Below are 17,921 nucleotides of genomic sequence, written 5' to 3' on the forward strand. Positions count from 1 at the left end.
AGCATGCTCGAACGCTCGCCGGGGCCCCATCGCGTGTCACCGCGCATCGGGCGTGACGCCGCTGCGCCGTGGCGCGGCGGCATCGGATAAAGGAGCCAAAAAGATGAAGAGCAAAACGGGCAAACTGGCCGCGACTTTTATCGCGGCCGCATTGAGCGTCGGGCTGGCTGGCGGCGCGTGGGCGCAGCAGTCCGCGGATTCGGCCAATGCAGCGAGCGCGGGCACGAGCGATACCGGCAGCGCCGGCAACGCGAACGGCGGCGGCCTGCCGCAAATCCAGCAACAAGGCGATGTTTCGTACACGTCGGGCGGCGTGGGGCTCGACGAATCGCGGGCGCTGTTGCGCGAACAGGCGCACTGGCCGCTCTCGTTGCGCTTCACGGGACCGACCGCCGATTATCTGTCCGGCGTGACCGTGCGCATCGTCGGCGGGAAGGGCGGTGAAGTGCTGAACACCGAATCGATGGGGCCGTACATGCTCGTCAAGTTGCCGCCGGGCAGCTATACGGTGTACGCCAAGTACAAGGATCAGGAAAAGAAGCAGGCCGTCAACGTGTCCGGGCCGGGCCGGGCGAAGGCCGCGTTCCACTGGAGCATTCAATGACGCGGTAGTCCGCGCATCGAACGCCGCCTCTGTCTCGCGGCGAAAACTTGTCTCATAATGAAGCCACGAGTCGCTCCCGGCTCGTGGCTTTTTTGTGAGCGAGGCGCCACCGCGCCCGCGATTCTCTCGACCGCAGCGCGGAGGACGCACGATGAGCACGGACCTGAACCACGGCCAGGAGGCGCGCCGCATCGAGATCAAGCCGAACGCGCGGCGCTGTCGCGTGATTCATCAGGGCGTCACGTTCGCGGACACGCATGCGTCGATGACGCTCATCGAAAAGGGGCACGAGCCCGTTCATTATTTCCCGCGCGCCGATGTCAACATGGCGCGGCTCCAGCGCTCCGCGCACACCACGCACTGCCCGTTCAAGGGCGAGGCCACGCACTACCATCTGCTGACGGAAGACGGTCCGGTGGAAAACGCGGCGTGGAGCTACGAAAACCCGTTCGACGCTGCCGCGCAGATCAAAGGCTATCTGGCGTTCTATCCGTCGCGCGTGGACCGCATCGACGAGACGGCTTAGCGGCCCGGCCAACAGACGCAATCTTCCCGGCGTGCGATAAAGCACGCAGACGCGTTTCTTGTCCCGGAGGCTCGGATGGAAGTCACCGAAGCGTTGCGCGTGCCGCTCGAGCCGGCACATGTCGAGGACGCGCTCGGCGATCTCGCGTTGTTGCGCGCGAGTCTCGACAATTGCGAATCCTTCACGCGCACGCCGGCCGGCGAGTACGCGCTCACGCTGGTCGTGCCGCTAGGCGCGCTGCGCGCCCGGTACGACGTGCGCGCGCATCCGGCCGGCCGCACGCGGCAGGGCGATGCCGAACAGGACGACGACCGCGCCTACGCCCGCACGCTCAGTTTCAAGGCGCGCGGCGAGGGCGTCGGTTCGTTGCGCGGACAGATCGCCGTGGCGCTCAATCCCGGCGACGGCGGCGAATCGACGTGGATCGAGTACACCGTCTGGGCGACGGTCTCCGGGCCGCTCGCGGGCTTGCCAGCGCGCCAGATCGAAAATGCGCTGCGCGAAGGCGCCGACGATTTCTTCGCGGAATTCTGCGAAGTCGTGCGCGCGAAACACGGCCTGCCGTCGATGCGCGCGGCCGGCGACCGTGCGCGCCGTCACGTGTTCCTGCGCCCCGGCGGCATGTCGGCGGCGTTCTCGCGCCGCGCAGGGGCGACCGCGCGGGCGGTCCACGGCGCGCCGGGCGATGCCGCGCCGAGCGGCGTGCTGCGGCATCGGCTGGGCGGGCATCCGTTCGCGCATCGCGAGCGGCATCACAATCACCATCACGAGCACGATCCGCATCCGTTCGGGCTGCCGGGCTGGGCGTGGGCCGCGATGCTCGTGTTCGTCGCGCTGCTCGCGTTCTTCGCGGAGCGCGCAAGCCTGCAATAAAGGGCGATCGGCGCTAGAGTGCTGCGTTTCTCCCCGACGTTTTCGGAAGGAATCCACCATGCCGCGCCGCGCCCTGATCGTCATCGACGTGCAGAACGAGTATGTCACCGGCAATCTGCCGATCGAATATCCCGATGTGAACGTGTCGCTCGCCAATATCTCGCGCGCGATGGATGCCGCCGACGCCCACGGCGTGCCGATCGTCGTCGTGCAGAACTTCGCGCCCGCGACCGCGCCGATCTTCGCGCGCGGCTCGAAATTGGCAGAGCTACACGAATCGGTCGCGGCGCGCCCGCGCGCTCACTATGTCGAAAAGGCGCTGCCGAGCGCCTTCGCCGGCACGGACCTAGGCGACTGGCTCACCGCGCACGACATCGACACCATCGTGATCGCCGGCTACATGACCCACAATTGCGACGATTCCACGGTGCGGCACGCGGTGCACGCCGGTTTATCGGTCGAATTCCTGACCGACGCCACCGGCGCCGTGCCGTACGAGAACCGCGCGGGGCAGGCGAGCGCGGAGGAAATTCATCGCGTGTTCACGGTCGTCATGCAGTCGCGCTTTGCCGCCGTGCTGACGACGGACGAATGGATCGCGGCGCTCGCAAGCGGCGAGGCGCCGCCGCGCGACAACATCTACGCGTCGAACCAGCGGGCGCGTGGCCGCTGAGCGCAGCGCTCAGACGCTGGCGGTCGTGAGCAGCGCGGGACTCGCGCGCAGCGCGTCGAAACAGGCGTCGATGAGCGCTTCAGCGTCCTTCGACGGATCGACGCGCTCGGGCATCATCAGCGAATCGTGCAGGATGCCCGTGAAGAGCGCGTGCAGGAGCGTCGTGGCGCGGCGCACGTCGAGCGCGGCGGGCAGTTGCGCCTTGTCGATGGCATTGCGCAGCGCCCGCGCGATGCGTTCCATGCCGTCGCGCATGTTGTTTTGCTGGCGCTCGCGCACAGGTCCCATTTCCTCGACGAATTCGCACTTGAGAAACAGGATGTCGAACACGCGGCGGCGTTTTTCGTCCTCGGTGATATTGCGCATGCACCAGATGAAAATCTCGCGGATGCGCGCGAGCGGGTCGGGTTCCTTGCCGTCGAGCGTGGCTTCGACGAGTTCGTCGAGCGGCAGTAGGCTGCGCTCGAACATCGCGTTGAAAAGATCGCCTTTGTTGGTGAAATGCCAGTAGATGGCGCCGCGCGTCACGCCCGCCGCCTGCGCGATGTCCGCGAGCGACGTGCGAGACACGCCTTTTTCATAAAAAACGCGCTCGGCGGCGTCGAGAATGCGGTTGCGCGTCTCCTGCGCTTCTTCCTTGGTTCGTCTGACCATATCCTGGGAATGACGGCTTTCCGCGAGCAAAAATAAATCGCAATGCGGGGTGTGAATGCGGTGAACGAAAAGCTGTACCTTTTTTGTCCAACGGCGGCGCGGGAACGTCTCGTTACGGCCGTAATCTTCGCGGTATCTTATTTTTACATCCATTCGTGAATGTATTTATAATACCAGCCCACACGACGTCAAGACGCAAGCATTTGTCGGCTCGTCAGTTTCGTCATCATCGTTATTCAGATTCGCGTGTGGCGCCGCCGTCGTTCTGATGCGCGCCAGATGCTCGCTCATGTGCGCATCGCCGTTCGAGATAGAAGTGCGTCTCATCACTGAGACGCCGTTCCGGCGATGCGCGTGTTTTTTTCGCTATCAGTCACACACAGAGGTCGCTCCATGCGCTTCGAAAGGGTTCCGTTTCACCTCGTCAGTGCCGCGACGGCTGCCATCCTGCTGGCGGCGTGCGGACAAAAACAGTCGGCGCCGCCGCCGCAGACGCCCGAAGTCGGCGTCGTGACGATCCAGTCGACCGCCGTGCCGGTCACGTCCGAATTGCCGGGCCGCACGAGCGCGTATCTCGTCGCGCAGGTTCGCGCGCGCGTGGACGGCGTCGTGCTGCGTCGCGAGTTCACGGAAGGCAGCATCGTTAAGGCGGGCCAGCGGCTCTATAAGATCGATCCGGCGCCCTACATCGCGCAGTTGAACAACGCGAAGGCGTCGCTCGCGAAGGCGCAGGCGAACCTCGCATCGACGACCGCGCAGGCGAATCGCTACAAGGTGCTGGTCTCGGCGAACGCGGTCAGCAAGCAGGACTACGACAACGCCGTCGCCGCGCAAGGTCAGGCCGCCGCCGACGTGGCCGCCGGCAAGGCCGCGGTCGATACCGCAGCGATCAACCTCGGCTACACGGATGTCGTTGCGCCCGTGACCGGCCAGGTCGGCATCTCGCAGGTCACGCCGGGCGCGTACGTGCAGGCGAGCCAGGCGACGCTGATGGCGACCGTCCAGCAACTCGACCCGATGTACGTCGACCTGACGCAATCGAGCCTCGACGGCCTCAAGCTGCGCCAGCAGATCCAGCAAGGCCGCCTCACGACGAGCGGCCCGAACGCAGCCAAAGTCTCGCTCGTGCTGGAAGACGGCCGCGTGTATTCGGAGAAGGGCAAGCTGCAGTTCACCGACGTGACCGTCGATCCGAGCACCGGCTCGGTCACGGTCCGCGCGATCTTCCAGAACAAGGACCGCGTGCTGTTGCCCGGCATGTTCGTGCGCGCGCGCATCGAGGAAGGCGTGAATCCGAACGCCATCGTCGTGCCGCAGATCGGCATCACGCACGACCAGAAGGGCACGCCGACCGCGCTCGTCGTCGGCGCGGAGAACAAGGTGGCGCTGCGCCAGCTCGTGACGTCCGGCACCTACGGTCAGAACTGGGTGGTCGATAGCGGTCTTGCCGCCGGCGATCGCGTGATCGTGCAGGGCGTCGACAAGGTGCGTCCGGGCATGGAAGTCAAGACCGTGCCCGCGCAACTGCCCGCGGCGCCCGCAGCCGGAGCGTCGCAGGCGAGCGATGCGCAAGCCGCGCAGCCCGCCTCGTCCGCGCAGCCCGCGTCTGCTGCGTCGGGCGCGTAAAACCAGGAGCCCGCCTCATGGCAAAGTTCTTTATCGATCGCCCGATTTTCGCGTGGGTGATCGCCATCGTTTTGATGCTCGCGGGTATCGCGTCCATCTTCACGCTGCCGGTCGCGCAGTATCCGACCATCGCGCCGCCGGCCGTTCAGATCAGCGCGACGTATCCGGGCGCATCGGCGAAGACGGTGGAAAACACCGTCACGCAGGTGATCGAGCAGCAGATGAGCGGTCTCGACCACTTGCTGTATCTGTCCTCCACGTCCGATGACTCCGGCACCGCGACCATCACGCTGACGTTCGCGCCGGGCACGAACCCGGACATCGCGCAGGTTCAGGTCCAGAACAAGCTTCAGCTCGCCACGCCGCTCCTGCCGCAGATCGTGCAGCAGTTGGGCACCAAGGTCACGAAGTCGAGCAACAGCTTCCTGCTCGTGCTGGCGTTCGTCTCGCAGGACGGCAGCATGAGCAAGTACGACCTCGCGAACTACGTGGCGTCGCACATTCAGGATCCCGTGAGCCGTCTGGACGGCGTCGGCACGGTGACGCTCTTCGGCTCGCAGTACGCCATGCGCATCTGGCTCAACGCGAACAAGCTGAACAACTTCGGCCTCACGCCCGTGGACGTGCAGGCGGCGCTCACCGCGCAGAACGTGCAGGTCGCGGGCGGCTCGCTCGGCGGCACGCCGTCGGTGCCGGGGCAGTTGCTGCAGGCGACCATCACGGAAGCGACGCTCCTGACCACGCCGGAACAGTTCGGGAACGTGCTCCTGAAGGTGAATCAGGACGGCTCGCAGGTGCGTCTGAAGGACGTCGCGCGCATCGAGCTCGGCGGCGAAAACTACAACTTCGACACCAAGTACAGCGGCCAGCCGGCGGCGGGCTTCGGTATTCAGCTCGCGACGGGCGCGAACGCGCTCGCCACCGCGAAGGCCGTGCGCCAGAAGATCGACGAGCTCTCGAAGTACTTCCCGAACGGGCTCGTCGTGAAGTATCCGTACGACACCACGCCGTTCGTGCGGTTGTCCATCGAGGACGTGGTCAAGACGCTGATCGAAGGCATCGTGCTGGTGTTCCTCGTGATGTATCTGTTCCTGCAGAACCTGCGGGCCACGCTCATTCCGACCATCGCGGTGCCGGTGGTGTTGCTCGGCACGTTCGCGATCATGGCGGCGGTGGGCTTCTCCATCAACACGCTATCGATGTTCGGTCTCGTGCTCGCGATCGGCTTGCTGGTGGACGATGCGATCGTGGTGGTGGAGAACGTCGAGCGCGTGATGGCGGAGGAGGGCTTATCGCCACGGGAAGCGACTCGCAAGGCGATGGGCCAGATCACCGGCGCGCTGGTGGGCGTGGCGCTGGTGCTGTCGGCGGTGTTCGTGCCGGTGGCGTTGTCGGGCGGCTCGGTGGGCGCGATCTATCGACAGTTCTCGCTGACGATCGTCTCCGCGATGGTGCTCTCCGTGCTGACCGCGCTGATTCTCACGCCGGCGCTGTGTGCGACCATCCTGAAGCCGATTCCGCAAGGGCATCACGAAGCGAAGAAGGGCTTCTTCGGCTGGTTCAACCGCACGTTCGACAAGAGCCGCGAGAAATACCATTCGGGCGTCTATCACGTGATCCGGCGCTCCGGGCGCTGGCTCGTGATCTATCTGGTAGTGATCGTCGCGGTCGGCTTCCTGTTCGTGAAGCTGCCGAAGTCGTTCCTGCCCGACGAAGACCAGGGCACGATGTTCGTGCTCGTGCAGACGCCGGCCGGTTCGACGCAGGAAACCACGGCGCGCGCGCTGAAGGATGTCTCCGACTATCTGCTGAATCAGGAAGCGTCCATCGTCGAATCGACCTTCACGGTCAACGGCTTCAGCTTCGCGGGCCGCGGACAGAACGCGGGTCTCGTGTTCGTGCGCATGAAGGACTACGCGCAGCGCCAGAAGGGCGACCAGAAGGTGCAGGCGCTGGTCGGCCGCTTGTTCGGACGCTTCTCGGGCTACAAGAACGCGGTGGTGTTCCCGGTCAATCCGCCGTCGATTCCTGAACTCGGCACGGCCGCGGGCTTCGACTTCGAGTTGCAGGACCGCGCAGGCGTGGGCCACGACGCGCTGATGGCCGCGCGCAATCAGCTGCTCGGCATGGCCGCGAAGGACCCGACGCTCGCGCAGGTGCGTCCGAACGGCCTGAACGACACGCCGCAGTTCAAGGTGAACATCGACCGTGAGAAGGCGCTCGCGCTCGGCGTGACGGCGGCCGCGATCGACCAGACGTTCTCGATCGCGTGGGCTTCGCAGTACGTGAACAACTTCCTCGATACGGACAGCCGGATCAAGAAGGTGTACCTGCAGGCCGACGCCCCGTTCCGCATGACGCCGGAGAACATGAACGACTGGTACGTGCGCAACGGATCGGGCGGGATGGTGCCGTTCTCCGCCTTCGCCACCGGCGACTGGACGTACGGTTCGCCGAAGCTCGAACGCTACAACGGCATCTCGTCGGTCGAAATCCAGGGCGCGGCTGGCCCCGGCAAGTCCACGGGTCAGGCGATGCAGGCGATGGAAGCCATCGCGGCGAAGCTCCCGGCGGGCATCGGCTACGAATGGACGGGACTCTCGTATCAGGAAATCCAGTCGGGTTCGCAGGCGCCGATTCTGTACGGCATCTCGATTCTCGTCGTGTTCCTGTGTCTCGCGGCGCTGTATGAAAGCTGGTCGATTCCGTTCTCGGTCATCATGGTCGTGCCGCTCGGCGTGATCGGCGCACTGCTTGCCGTCACGTTGCGCGGTCTGGAAAACGACGTGTTCTTCCAGGTCGGTCTGTTGACCACGGTCGGCTTGTCGGCGAAGAACGCGATTCTGATCGTGGAATTCGCCCGCGAACTGCAGATGTCGGAGAAGATGGGCCCGATCGAAGCGGCGATGGAAGCGGCGCGGCTGCGCTTGCGCCCGATCCTGATGACCTCGCTCGCGTTCATTCTCGGCGTGATGCCGCTCGCGATCAGCAACGGCGCGGGTTCCGCGAGCCAGCACGCGATCGGTACCGGCGTGATCGGCGGCATGTTGACCGCGACCTTCCTCGCGATCTTCATGGTCCCGATGTTCTTCGTCGTGATCCGCGCGCAGTTCAGCGGCGAGAAGGAAAATCCGGAGACGGCGCTCGAGCACTACGAGCAGCATCATCCCGATGAGCACCGTCCGCGCGATGGCGGCGGCTCCAACGAAGGACATTGAAATGCGTAGACTTTCCTTGATTGCAGCGGCCGTCGCCGTGCTGGCGGGCTGCTCGTTGGCCCCGAAGTACGAGCGTCCCGCGCCACCGGTCTCGTCGACGTTCCCGACCGGCGGCGTGTATGCCACGCAGCCGGGCGCGGCGGATGCCGGCGCGCGCAGCGCGAACGGCGTCGCGGGCGCGGAGATCGGCTGGCGCGATTTCTTCGTGGATGCGCGTTTGCAGCGGCTCATCGACATCGCGCTGAAGAACAACCGCGATCTGCGCGCGTCGGTGCTCAACATTCAGGCGGCGCAGGCGCAGTACCGCATCGTGCGCTCGGAGCTGTTCCCGTCGATCACGGCGCAGGCGGATCAGTCGAAGCAGCGCACGCCGCGCAATCTGTCGTTCTTCGACCGGACCATCTCGAACACGTATTCGGTGGGCCTGAACGCGTCGTGGGAACTCGACTTGTTCGGCCGCGTGCAGAGCCTGAAGGATCAGGCGCTCGCGCAGTATTTCTCCACGGCTTACGCGCGCAAGGCGTTCGAGATTTCGCTCGTGTCGCAGGTGGCTTCGCAATATCTGCAGGTGCTGCAGGCGGACGACCTGCTGCAAGTCACCGAGCAGACGCTCAAGACCGCGCAGGAGTCGTACAACATCGTCAAGCTGCAATTCGACAACGGCACGGCTTCCGAGCTGGACCTGTCGCAGTCGCAGACGGTGGTGGAAACGGCGGCGGCGAACTTGCAGGCGCAGCAGCGCGCGCGGGCGCAGGCGGTGAACGCGCTGGCGCTCCTGATCGGCGAGCCGATTCCCGACGATCTGCCGACCGGCATGCCGCTCAACGAGCAGGACTTGCTGACGGACATTCCCGCTGGCTTGCCGTCGGACCTGCTCACGCGTCGTCCGGACATCATGGAAGCCGAGCAGAACCTGCTCGCGGCGAACGCGAACATCGGCGCGGCGCGGGCGGCGTTCTTCCCGAGCATTTCGCTCACCGGCAGTTTCGGCACGCTCAGTCCGACGCTCGGCGGCTTGTTCAAGCCCGGTTCTGCGGCGTGGAGTTTCGCGCCGACGATCACACTGCCGATCTTCCAGGGCGGTCAGAATCAGGCGAATCTGGATCTGGCGAACATTCAGAAGAACATCCAGATCGCGGCGTATGAGAAGGCGATTCAGTCTGCTTTCCGCGATGTCGCCGACGGCCTCGCCGCGCGCGGCACCTACGATCAGCAGATCCGGGCGCTCGAACGCGACACGGCGGCCGAGCAGCGCCGGCTCGACTTGTCGACGATGCGGTATCGGCAGGGCGTCGATAGCTATCTGAACGTGCTGACCGCGCAGCAGGACCTGTACTCCGTGCAGCAGACGCTCATCACTGTGCGCACCGAGCGGCTCGCCAACCTCGTCAATCTGTATCAGGCGCTGGGCGGCGGGTGGATCGAGCATACCGGCGATGCGCCGCGCCCGGCCGACGCGCCCGCTACGCCCGCAGCGCCCGCCGACGTCGGCGCGGCGAGTACGCCGCAGGCGGCGTCGGCTGCGGTGGCGGGGTGAGTGGTTTAGTTGATTGTTCGGAAGCCCGGCCGATGTGCCGGGCTTTTATCGCTTAGGACGCCGGCTCGTCCGGCATCACTGACTCTGGCGCAACGGTCGAATAGCCTCTCGCAGATACTCCGCCGTGCGACTCTCCTCGTGACCCGCAACCACGCGCGGTTCGCCCGCGACGAGTATCCGGCCGCCATCCTCTCCCGCGCCCGGACCCATGTCGATGACCCAGTCGCTATCCGCTGCGACGCGCATGTCATGCTCGACAACCACCACGGTATTGCCTGCATCGACGAGCCCTTGCAGTTGCGCCATCAGGCGGTCGACATCCGCGGGGTGAAGGCCGGTGGTCGGTTCGTCGAGAATGTAAAGCGTGTCCGCGCGATGCGCCCGCTGTAATTCGGTTGCGAGCTTGATGCGCTGGGCCTCGCCGCCCGACAGTTCCGTCGCGGGCTGGCCGAGACGCAGATAACCGAGCCCGATGTCGCGCAACACGGTGAGCGCGCGCATCACGGCAGGCTCGGCGGCGAAGAATGTGCATGCGCTATCCACGCTCATCGCAAGCACGTCCGCGATATTCTTGCCTTGCCATTCGATCTCCAGCGTCTGCGGGTTGTAACGCGATCCGTGACACGTCGAGCACGAGGTAAAGACGCTTGGCAGGAAAAGTAGTTCGACGCTCACGAAGCCTTCGCCCTCGCACGTCGGGCAACGCCCCTGCGCCACGTTGAACGAGAAGCGGCCCGCGCCGTAGCGGCGTTTGCGCGCGGCAGGCGTATCGGCGAAGAGCTTGCGCACGTGATCGAAGAGGCCGGTGTAGGTCGCGAGGTTGGAGCGCGGCGTCCGGCCAATCGGCTTCTGGTCGACGCGCACCAGTCGCTTCACGGTTTCCATGCCTCCCGCGATATGTCCGTCCGCGGGCGTTTCCACGCGCGCGAGCAGCGGGTCCTGCTCTTCGTCGCCTTCGTCGTCGAGCAGCCGGCCGAGCCGCGCGGCGACGAGCTCGGGCAGCGCCTGACTCACGAGGCTCGACTTTCCGGAGCCGGATATTCCTGTCACGGTCGTGAAGCAGCCGAGAGGGAACGCGACATCGATTCCATGAAGGTTATTCCGCGTGATGCCCGCAAGCCGCAACCAGTCGCGCGCGGCACGCGGCCGGCGCATCGCGGGCGAACCCTCGGCGAACAGATGCCTTCGCGTCTGCGATGCCTCTATCGCGGCCAGTCCTTGAGGTGGCCCGCTATACAGCACTTCGCCGCCCGCTTCGCCGGCTGCGGGGCCGACATCCACGAGCCAGTCTGCGCGCCGCATCATGTGCAGATCGTGTTCGATCACGAAGAGCGAATTGCCCGCCGACTTCAGGCGCTGCAACGCGACGAAGAGCGCCTCGCTGTCGGCGGGATGCAGGCCGGCGGAAGGCTCGTCCAGCACATACACGACACCGAAAAGCTGGGACGCAAGCTGCGTGGCAAGCCGCAAGCGCTGCAACTCGCCCGACGAGAGCGTGGGCGTCGCCCGATCCAGCGACAGATAGCCGAGCCCCAGATCGGTGAGCGTGACGAGGCGCTCTAACAGATCAGCGGCGATGCGCTCGGCGGCCGCGCGTTTTTCGTCCGAGAGGTTCGGCGTTCGTCGCACGTCCGGCGCCGCCTTGTGCGCCGAACCGCCGGCGGCAACGCGTTTCGCCGTCGCCGCGCGCCGCGCGTCTTCGTCGAGCACATGACCGTCACGGTCGATCTCGGGCCACGTGCCGCGCGCGATCGGTTCGAGCAGTTCAGCTAGCCGGTTGAGCGACAGCCGCGAGAATTCGGCGATATCGAGTCCGGCGAACGTCACCGACAGCGCCTCTTGCTTCAGCCGTTTGCCGTGACACGCGGGGCAATCCTTGCCGACCATGAAGCGCGACACCCGCTTTTTCATCAGCGCGCTTTGCGTGTGAGCGAAGGTGTGCAGGACGTAACGGCGCGCGCTGGTAAACGTGCCCTGATAGCTCGGCTCCGCGCCGCGTTTGAGCGCCGCTTGCGTCTCCTTCGGCGTGAGGCCCGCATAGACCGGTACGGTCGGCTGTTCTTCGGTGAAGAGAATCCAGTCGCGATCCTTCTTCGGCAAGTCACGCCACGGCTTGTCCACGTCGTAGCCCAGCGTCACCAGAATGTCGCGCAGATTCTGCCCGTGCCATGCGGGCGGCCACGCGGCCACGGCGCGCTCGCGGATGGTCAGCGTATCGTCGGGGACCATCGACTTTTCCGTGACCTCGTAGACGCGTCCCAGGCCGTGACAGACCGGGCACGCGCCCTGTACCGTGTTCGGCGAGAAGTCCTCGGCGTAGAGCATCGGCTGCCCGGCCGGATAGCTGCCCGTGCGGGAGTAGAGCATGCGCACGAGACTGGACAGCGTCGTGATGCTCCCCACCGAAGAACGCGCATTAGGCGCGCCGCGCTGCTGCTGGAGCGCGACGGCGGGCGGCAGACCTTCGATCGACCCGACTTGCGGCACGCCGACCTGCTCGATCAGACGGCGTGCATAAGGCGCGACGGATTCGAAGTAACGACGTTGCGCTTCGGCGTACAACGTGCCGAACGCGAGCGACGACTTGCCGGAGCCCGATACGCCCGTGAAGACGACGAGCGCATCGCGGGGAACGTCGACATCGACGTTCTTCAGGTTGTGCTCGCGCGCGCCACGGACGCGCACGAAGCCCGTCAGAACGTCGCTCCCGTCGCTTTTCGGCGACCGCGTCTTCGTCAGTGTTTTAGTCGCTGGCATCCACTCTTTGGAGAATCCGGGAAGCGGGTGATGAAACGAGTCGGCAGCATGTGTCGTGCCATCGTCGAAGGGCAGAGCGGGTCGACTACTCGTGACAAACGGCACACCGGTTGCTGCCATTGTTGTCCCGCCACGCCGTCGTAGCGGGCTCAACGTCACGGTGGTGCGCATATGGGAGTGTTCGGCCAAATCGTCGGCGCCGCGATCATGATCTGCACGCTCGCCGATATCTTTCTCACGATCCTGTACGCGCGCGTCGGTCGGGGACGAGCCAGGCGGCTCGGCGCCGGACTCATCAGCCTTGCCATCGCACGGGGAGTCTGGGCGGCCTTCCGTCGCCTGCCTCTGAAGGACGGCCCGAAGCGGGAGGCGCAGTCATTCGCGGGCCCTTTGATTCTGGTGCTGTTGCTTGTGACCTGGACGCTTTGCCTGACGCTCGGCGATGCGCTGCTGTTGTGGCCCGCGCTGGGAGACAGCGTGCGCTCCAGTTCGGGGCCGACACCGACGGGATTCTTTGCAGCCGTGTACGCCGCGGCGACGAGCCTGTCGATCACGGGCTCCAGCGACTTGATCCCGCACACGAACGGGTACAGGATGGTCTACCTGACCGGCTCGTTCATCGGCACGGCCGTCGTGACTTTGACGCTGTCGTACTTGTTGCAGCTATACGGTGCATTGCAGCGGCAGAATACATTGGGGCAGCAGCTCTTCTTCCTCACGCGAGAAACAGGCGACGCAGTCGAGCTTATTCACGGGCTGGCGGTCGGGCAGCATCCGGAGACGGCCTATTCGATGCTTGCCGACGCTGCCCAGTCGCTGTCGTCGGTGCACGAGTCGCTGAGGATTTACCCGATCACTTTCTTCTTCCGCTATCCCGAGCCGCACTTCTCGCTGGCTGCGATCTGTTTCATGGTGCTCGAGACGGTGTCACTGCTCAGAGCCTGCCTGCGCGACGACGCCTCCGACTTGCTAAGGCATGGCGGTGCTGTAGAAGTGCTTTGGCGGGCCGCGTTGGCCACGCTGGACACGCTGGATGGCGCGTACGTGCACTCGGACCGCCGCGCTCGGGGCTGCGGCACAGAGTTGAGCGATGACACGCGTGTCGCATGGGCCGACCATTTCGGGCGCGCGGCACAAGCGCTGCGCGCTGCGGGACTCAAACAGCTAATCGATGATGGCGGAGCCGACGAGTACGTTAGACAGCGTGCCGTCTGGAATGGCCTGGTGATGAGCATCGCGCAGTATTCGGCGGTGGATCTCGATAATCTCGGCGCGTCGTCAGAGCAGTCGACGGCGGTAGGGCGGGTGGTGTCGTGATGTACGCCGATGCTAATTGCTATCCATCATGGGCTGGCTCGATGGTCTTGTCCGATGCATTCGCTCGTACCGGCATAACTAATTAGTATTTCAAACTGAAATGCGAGCGGTCGCGTTGCTACCGCCCCGGTTGAGCAGCGCTAAAGGCAGTCATGAGACTGACGGACTCGAGGGAGTCGCGATGGTGACAGGGCGGACCTGCAGGTCTGTGATACCGACTGCTGATGCAGTCGATCAATCCTTCTTATAGGGGCTCCACTAATCCTTACATTCCGCCTTTGAACCGGCGAATGACGGCATATTGCTTCGCTCCAACAAAACTGGAATACGCCCGTTGTCGGTTGTGCAGCAAGGCTTTGGACCACTAGTCGTACGACTGCGAATACGCGCCCGCAGCTTACGGTCGACCACCACCGCCGAGTCCAAAAACACATCGAACAAACGCTTTATATAGGGCGCGATTCATAAAACGGGACACGCGCCGTTATCCCATCAATGAAATTGGTATGTGAACAAAACCTCAACGAGCTGTAACTTTGAAAATGTCTTTCGCGAAGAAACTCTGGCTTCCTCTCATCCTTAGTCTGCTCTGCCTGGTCGGCCTTTCCCTTGCAGACGCTTATCACACACGTAACTTGCGGATCGAGGAGCGCCAACTAGACCTCCAGCATGCGTCACAGGTGGTCGACAGCATTGTGAGGGCGTACGCGAGGCGCGTGTCGGCAGGGACGATGACTGCACAGTCGGCGCAAGCCGAAGCGCTCGAAAGCATTCGCCAGGTCCACTACGGCGCCAGCGGCTATTTCACCGTGCTGGACTACAGCGGCAAGATACTCACGCACGGCACGAAACCAGAGATCATCGGTAAGCCGATGCTCGACTTCCGCGATCCCGACGGCGTGTACATTTACCGCGATGCGATCGAAACAGCCAAGCGCGACGGCAGCGGCTATGTCCGTTATGCCTTCTCGAAACCCGGCACAGGCGAACTCGTTCCCAAGTTGTCGTTCGTGCTGGGTTACCAACCGTGGGCCTGGGTCTACATGACCGGCGTGTACATGGATGATATCGACGCCGCGTTTCACGCAACGGTCGCCTGGAGCCTTGCGGCAGTGCTGATCGTGGCGCTCAGCCTGTGTGTCGTTGTCGCACTGCTCAACCGGAGCATCTTGCGCTCGCTTGGCGGCGAGCCGGGCGTCGCGGCGGCGCTCGCAAATCAGATCGCAGACAACAACCTGTCCGTCGCTGTGCAGACCGCCGCCGGTGACGACGCGAGTCTGATGGCGGCCATGTCGAGGATGCAGAAGCAACTGCTCGCCGCTGTCAGCACCGTGAAGCAGTCGGCAAACGCCATCGCCAACGCGAGCAAGGAAATCGCCTCGGGAAACACGGACCTTTCGTCGCGCACGGAACAGCAGGCGGCGTCACTCGAGGAAACGGCTGCAAGCATGGAGGAACTGACCGCGACCGTGCGGCAGAACTCCGAGAACGCGCGACAGGCGAGCGGCTTGGCAGAAAACGCGCGCAGCGTGGCGGAGGAAGGCGCTGAGATCGTTGGCGACGTCGTCAACATGATGGCTTCGATCGAGGAAAGCTCCAGCAAGATCGCGGAGATCATCGCGATGATCGAAGGCATCGCCTTTCAGACGAACATTCTTGCGCTGAACGCAGCGGTGGAAGCAGCGCGCGCGGGCGAACAAGGCCGCGGTTTCGCGGTGGTAGCGAGCGAGGTTCGCAGCCTCGCGCAACGTTCGTCGAGTGCGGCAAAGGACATACGCGCTCTGATCGAAAGCTCGACGAGCCGCGTGCACGTCGGCACTGAACTGGTCGCGAAGGCGGGCGAGACGATGCAGAAGATGACGTCCGCGGTGCAGCGCGTGACCGACATCATGGATGAAATCGCGTCCGCTTCCCAAGAGCAGAGCCGCGGTATCGAACAGGTCAATCAAGCCATCAGCGAGATGGACGAGGTCACACAGCAGAACGCTGCGCTCGTCGAACAGGCCGCCGCAGCCGCTGCCTCGATGGAGGAACAAGCGGCGCATCTGCGAAGCGCGATGGCTGTCTTCAAGACGTCGGAAAGGGATGAGCCGGCACAGCAACTCCCGCCCGCGGTCACTACCGAAGAGCGCGGCCGGTCGACGGGGCGCCAGCGGGCCAAGGCAGCAGCGCTTGCGACGCCACATCATGCGGAAGTCACGGTGAAACCTTCGCGACAGGTCGAGCCCTCGCTGCCGGGCGACTGGTCCGTCTTCTAACAGAGTCGCGCGACGTCGCGGCGCACTGACCGGGAGAGTGCGACCGCGCCATCACGACGCCAGACCTCCGGTTGAACCACATCACGAAGTCATGACGAAGCATAACGACAAACAAGACTCGCGACGGCGGGACGTGTTTCGCTTCACTGGCGGACATGTCCACGGCACCAAAGACGCGGACGGCTTCCACCTGCTGGACCACATCACGGACGGCGTGATGCTGCTGGATCGACAGTGGAGATTTCGCAGCGTCAACGGCACTGCTGCGCGGCTGCTGCAGCTTCCGTCGGCGGAGCTGATCGGTCGTGGCATCTGGGCTGCCTATCCCGAGCTTCTCGGGACAGGTTACGAAAAGGCGTATCGGCAGGCGGCCGAGACCGGGCTGCCTACGACAGTGACCGAGTTCTATGCGCCCCTCGACGCCTGGTTCGAAGCGCGGGCGTTTCCGTGCGAGGACGGCATCACCGTGCTGGTCCGCGATGTCAGCGAGGCACGCAGGATGTCGGAGCGCTTGTCGAATCAAGCCGCGCACGACGCGCTCACGGGCCTCATCAACCGGCGCGAGCTGTTGAACCGCCTGAGCGATCTCGTCGATGGACGCATCGCCCATTCCGTCGATCTGCTCTTCATCGACCTGGACCGCTTCAAGGAGATCAACGATTCGGTCGGCCATGCGGCTGGCGATGAAGTCTTGCGCGTGATCGGCCAGCGCGTGTCGGCTTCGATGGGCGAGCGCGCCCATGCGTCGCGCATCGGTGGCGACGAGTTCGTGGTCTTTCTCGTTGACGCGCCTGATGGCGAAGCCGAGCGCGTCGCGAGCGACATCATCGCGCGCATGCGAGAGCGCATTGACACTCCGTCGGTGCGCGCTTCGGTCAGTGCGAGCATCGGCGTAGCTCGCTACCCGGTGTCGGCCGGCAATGCGGACGAGTTGCTCCGCAATGCCGACACTGCCATGTATCACGCAAAGCGGCTGGGCGGCTCGCGTGTCTGGTCGTTCGGCAGGGAAGACGCACAGCGTCTCTCGACTCGCCTGCGGCTGCGCGCGGACCTGGAAAATGCCAGCGCGACAGGACAGTTCGAACTGCACTATCAGCCGCAACTGGACCTGGCCACGGGCTGCATGGTCGGAGCAGAAGCGCTCCTGCGATGGAACCATCCCGAGCTGGGACTTTTGACGCCAGCCGATTTCCTCGATGTACTGCTCGGGTCGCGAGCGCACGAGGCCACCGGGGAGTGGCTGCTTTGTCTGGCGTTACGCCAGGCGGCGCAATGGCAGGCGTCGGACCGCATGCGGTTCAAGGTCGCCGTCAACCTCTCGGCCGCCACGATACAAGACGCCGATCTCGCTGCGCTGGTCGCGAAGGCCGCCGAGGCTGCCGGCGTGTGCGCTTCGGCGCTTGATATCGAGGTGACGGAGGCGGTCGTCGTCAGCGATTTCCTGGCCGCATCGCGATCGCTTGCGGCGGTGCGAGAACTCGGCGCGACCGTCTCTCTCGACGACTTCGGCACGGGCTATTCGAGCCTCTCGTATCTTGCCCGGCTGCCGGTCGACCGCATCAAGATCGATAAGTCGTTCGTGCAGCAGCTTACCGTTGACGAAACGCGCCGCCAGGGGCGGGCGATGATCGAGGCGATGGTGGCGCTCGCCCGCGCGCTCGGCATGCAAACGGTCGCTGAAGGCGTCGAGAGCGAGAGGCAATTCGCTCTGGTACGCACGCTCGGGTGCGATGCTGCGCAGGGATATTTCATCGGCAGGCCAGTTCCGGCTGCCGCGCTGGACCTTAATCGCACACGCAGCTTCGCGGCCGCGCATGCGTCGTCGTCGCGTGCTTCCCTGGGCAGACAAGACGCGGCACGATAACCTCGTTGTGGCAT

General features: G+C 64.6%; 12 protein-coding genes. 10 read left to right on the forward strand and 2 right to left on the reverse strand.

Translation table 11 applies throughout. From position 1 onward, the window contains the following. Positions 1-103: 103 nt before the first annotated feature. The 4 genes from NCR34_RS03250 to NCR34_RS03265 all read left to right on the forward strand — a co-directional run bounded on the left by NCR34_RS03250 (position 104) and on the right by NCR34_RS03265 (position 2,676). On the forward strand, positions 104-604 hold the full coding sequence (locus NCR34_RS03250; protein WP_248321330.1) for a carboxypeptidase regulatory-like domain-containing protein: 501 nt from the start codon (positions 104-106) through the stop codon (positions 602-604). 151 nt (positions 605-755) lie between these two features. Then, on the forward strand, positions 756-1,130 hold the full coding sequence (locus tag NCR34_RS03255) for a DUF427 domain-containing protein (RefSeq protein WP_248321332.1): 375 nt from the start codon (positions 756-758) through the stop codon (positions 1,128-1,130). A 75-nt stretch (positions 1,131-1,205) separates the two neighbouring features. Then, entirely contained in the window at positions 1,206-2,003 is a 798-nt protein-coding gene (locus NCR34_RS03260) for an SRPBCC family protein (protein ID WP_248321334.1), read from the forward strand. Positions 2,004-2,061: 58 nt separating this feature from the next. Next, a complete protein-coding gene (locus NCR34_RS03265; protein WP_250499041.1) occupies positions 2,062-2,676 on the forward strand; it encodes a cysteine hydrolase family protein in 615 nt (204 codons plus the stop codon). 9 nt (positions 2,677-2,685) lie between these two features. Here the strand turns inward: NCR34_RS03265 and NCR34_RS03270 are convergent, their stop codons facing one another. Continuing rightward, positions 2,686-3,330, reverse strand: coding sequence for a TetR family transcriptional regulator (locus NCR34_RS03270; protein WP_248321337.1), 645 nt, complete (start codon positions 3,328-3,330; stop codon positions 2,686-2,688). Positions 3,331-3,723: 393 nt separating this feature from the next. Between NCR34_RS03270 and NCR34_RS03275 the strand changes: the two genes are divergently transcribed. From NCR34_RS03275 to NCR34_RS03285, 3 genes are read left to right on the forward strand one after another with little or no spacing between them, the layout of a single operon-like run. Further along, positions 3,724-4,956 (forward strand): efflux RND transporter periplasmic adaptor subunit, encoded by a 1,233-nt coding sequence (locus NCR34_RS03275; RefSeq protein WP_248321339.1) that lies wholly within the window; start codon positions 3,724-3,726, stop codon positions 4,954-4,956. Positions 4,957-4,973: 17 nt separating this feature from the next. Beyond that, positions 4,974-8,174: an efflux RND transporter permease subunit gene (locus NCR34_RS03280; RefSeq protein WP_250499042.1), complete on the forward strand. Its 3,201-nt coding sequence runs from the start codon at positions 4,974-4,976 to the stop codon at positions 8,172-8,174. A gap of 1 nt (position 8,175) precedes the next feature. Next, entirely contained in the window at positions 8,176-9,711 is a 1,536-nt protein-coding gene (locus NCR34_RS03285) for an efflux transporter outer membrane subunit (RefSeq protein WP_248321343.1), read from the forward strand. 75 nt (positions 9,712-9,786) lie between these two features. Here NCR34_RS03285 and NCR34_RS03290 read toward each other — a convergent pair whose 3' ends face one another. Next, positions 9,787-12,468, reverse strand: a complete 2,682-nt coding sequence (locus tag NCR34_RS03290; RefSeq protein ID WP_248321345.1) for an excinuclease ABC subunit UvrA — start codon at positions 12,466-12,468, stop codon at positions 9,787-9,789. Positions 12,469-12,639: 171 nt separating this feature from the next. Between NCR34_RS03290 and NCR34_RS03295 the strand changes: the two genes are divergently transcribed. The 3 genes from NCR34_RS03295 (at position 12,640) to NCR34_RS03310 (ending at position 17,907) form a co-directional block, all read left to right on the forward strand. Further along, the gene (locus tag NCR34_RS03295) at positions 12,640-13,785 is read left to right on the forward strand and encodes a hypothetical protein (protein ID WP_250499043.1); all 1,146 of its coding nucleotides are present in this window, start codon (positions 12,640-12,642) and stop codon (positions 13,783-13,785) included. Positions 13,786-14,327: 542 nt separating this feature from the next. Continuing rightward, positions 14,328-16,043: a methyl-accepting chemotaxis protein gene (locus NCR34_RS28010; RefSeq protein WP_284506474.1), complete on the forward strand. Its 1,716-nt coding sequence runs from the start codon at positions 14,328-14,330 to the stop codon at positions 16,041-16,043. Between the two features lie 133 nt (positions 16,044-16,176). After that, on the forward strand, positions 16,177-17,907 hold the full coding sequence (locus NCR34_RS03310; protein ID WP_248321349.1) for a putative bifunctional diguanylate cyclase/phosphodiesterase: 1,731 nt from the start codon (positions 16,177-16,179) through the stop codon (positions 17,905-17,907). The last annotated feature ends 14 nt before the right edge of the window (positions 17,908-17,921 follow it).

Source organism: Caballeronia sp. GAWG1-5s-s, assembly GCF_023631445.1.
Lineage (GTDB): Bacteria > Pseudomonadota > Gammaproteobacteria > Burkholderiales > Burkholderiaceae > Caballeronia.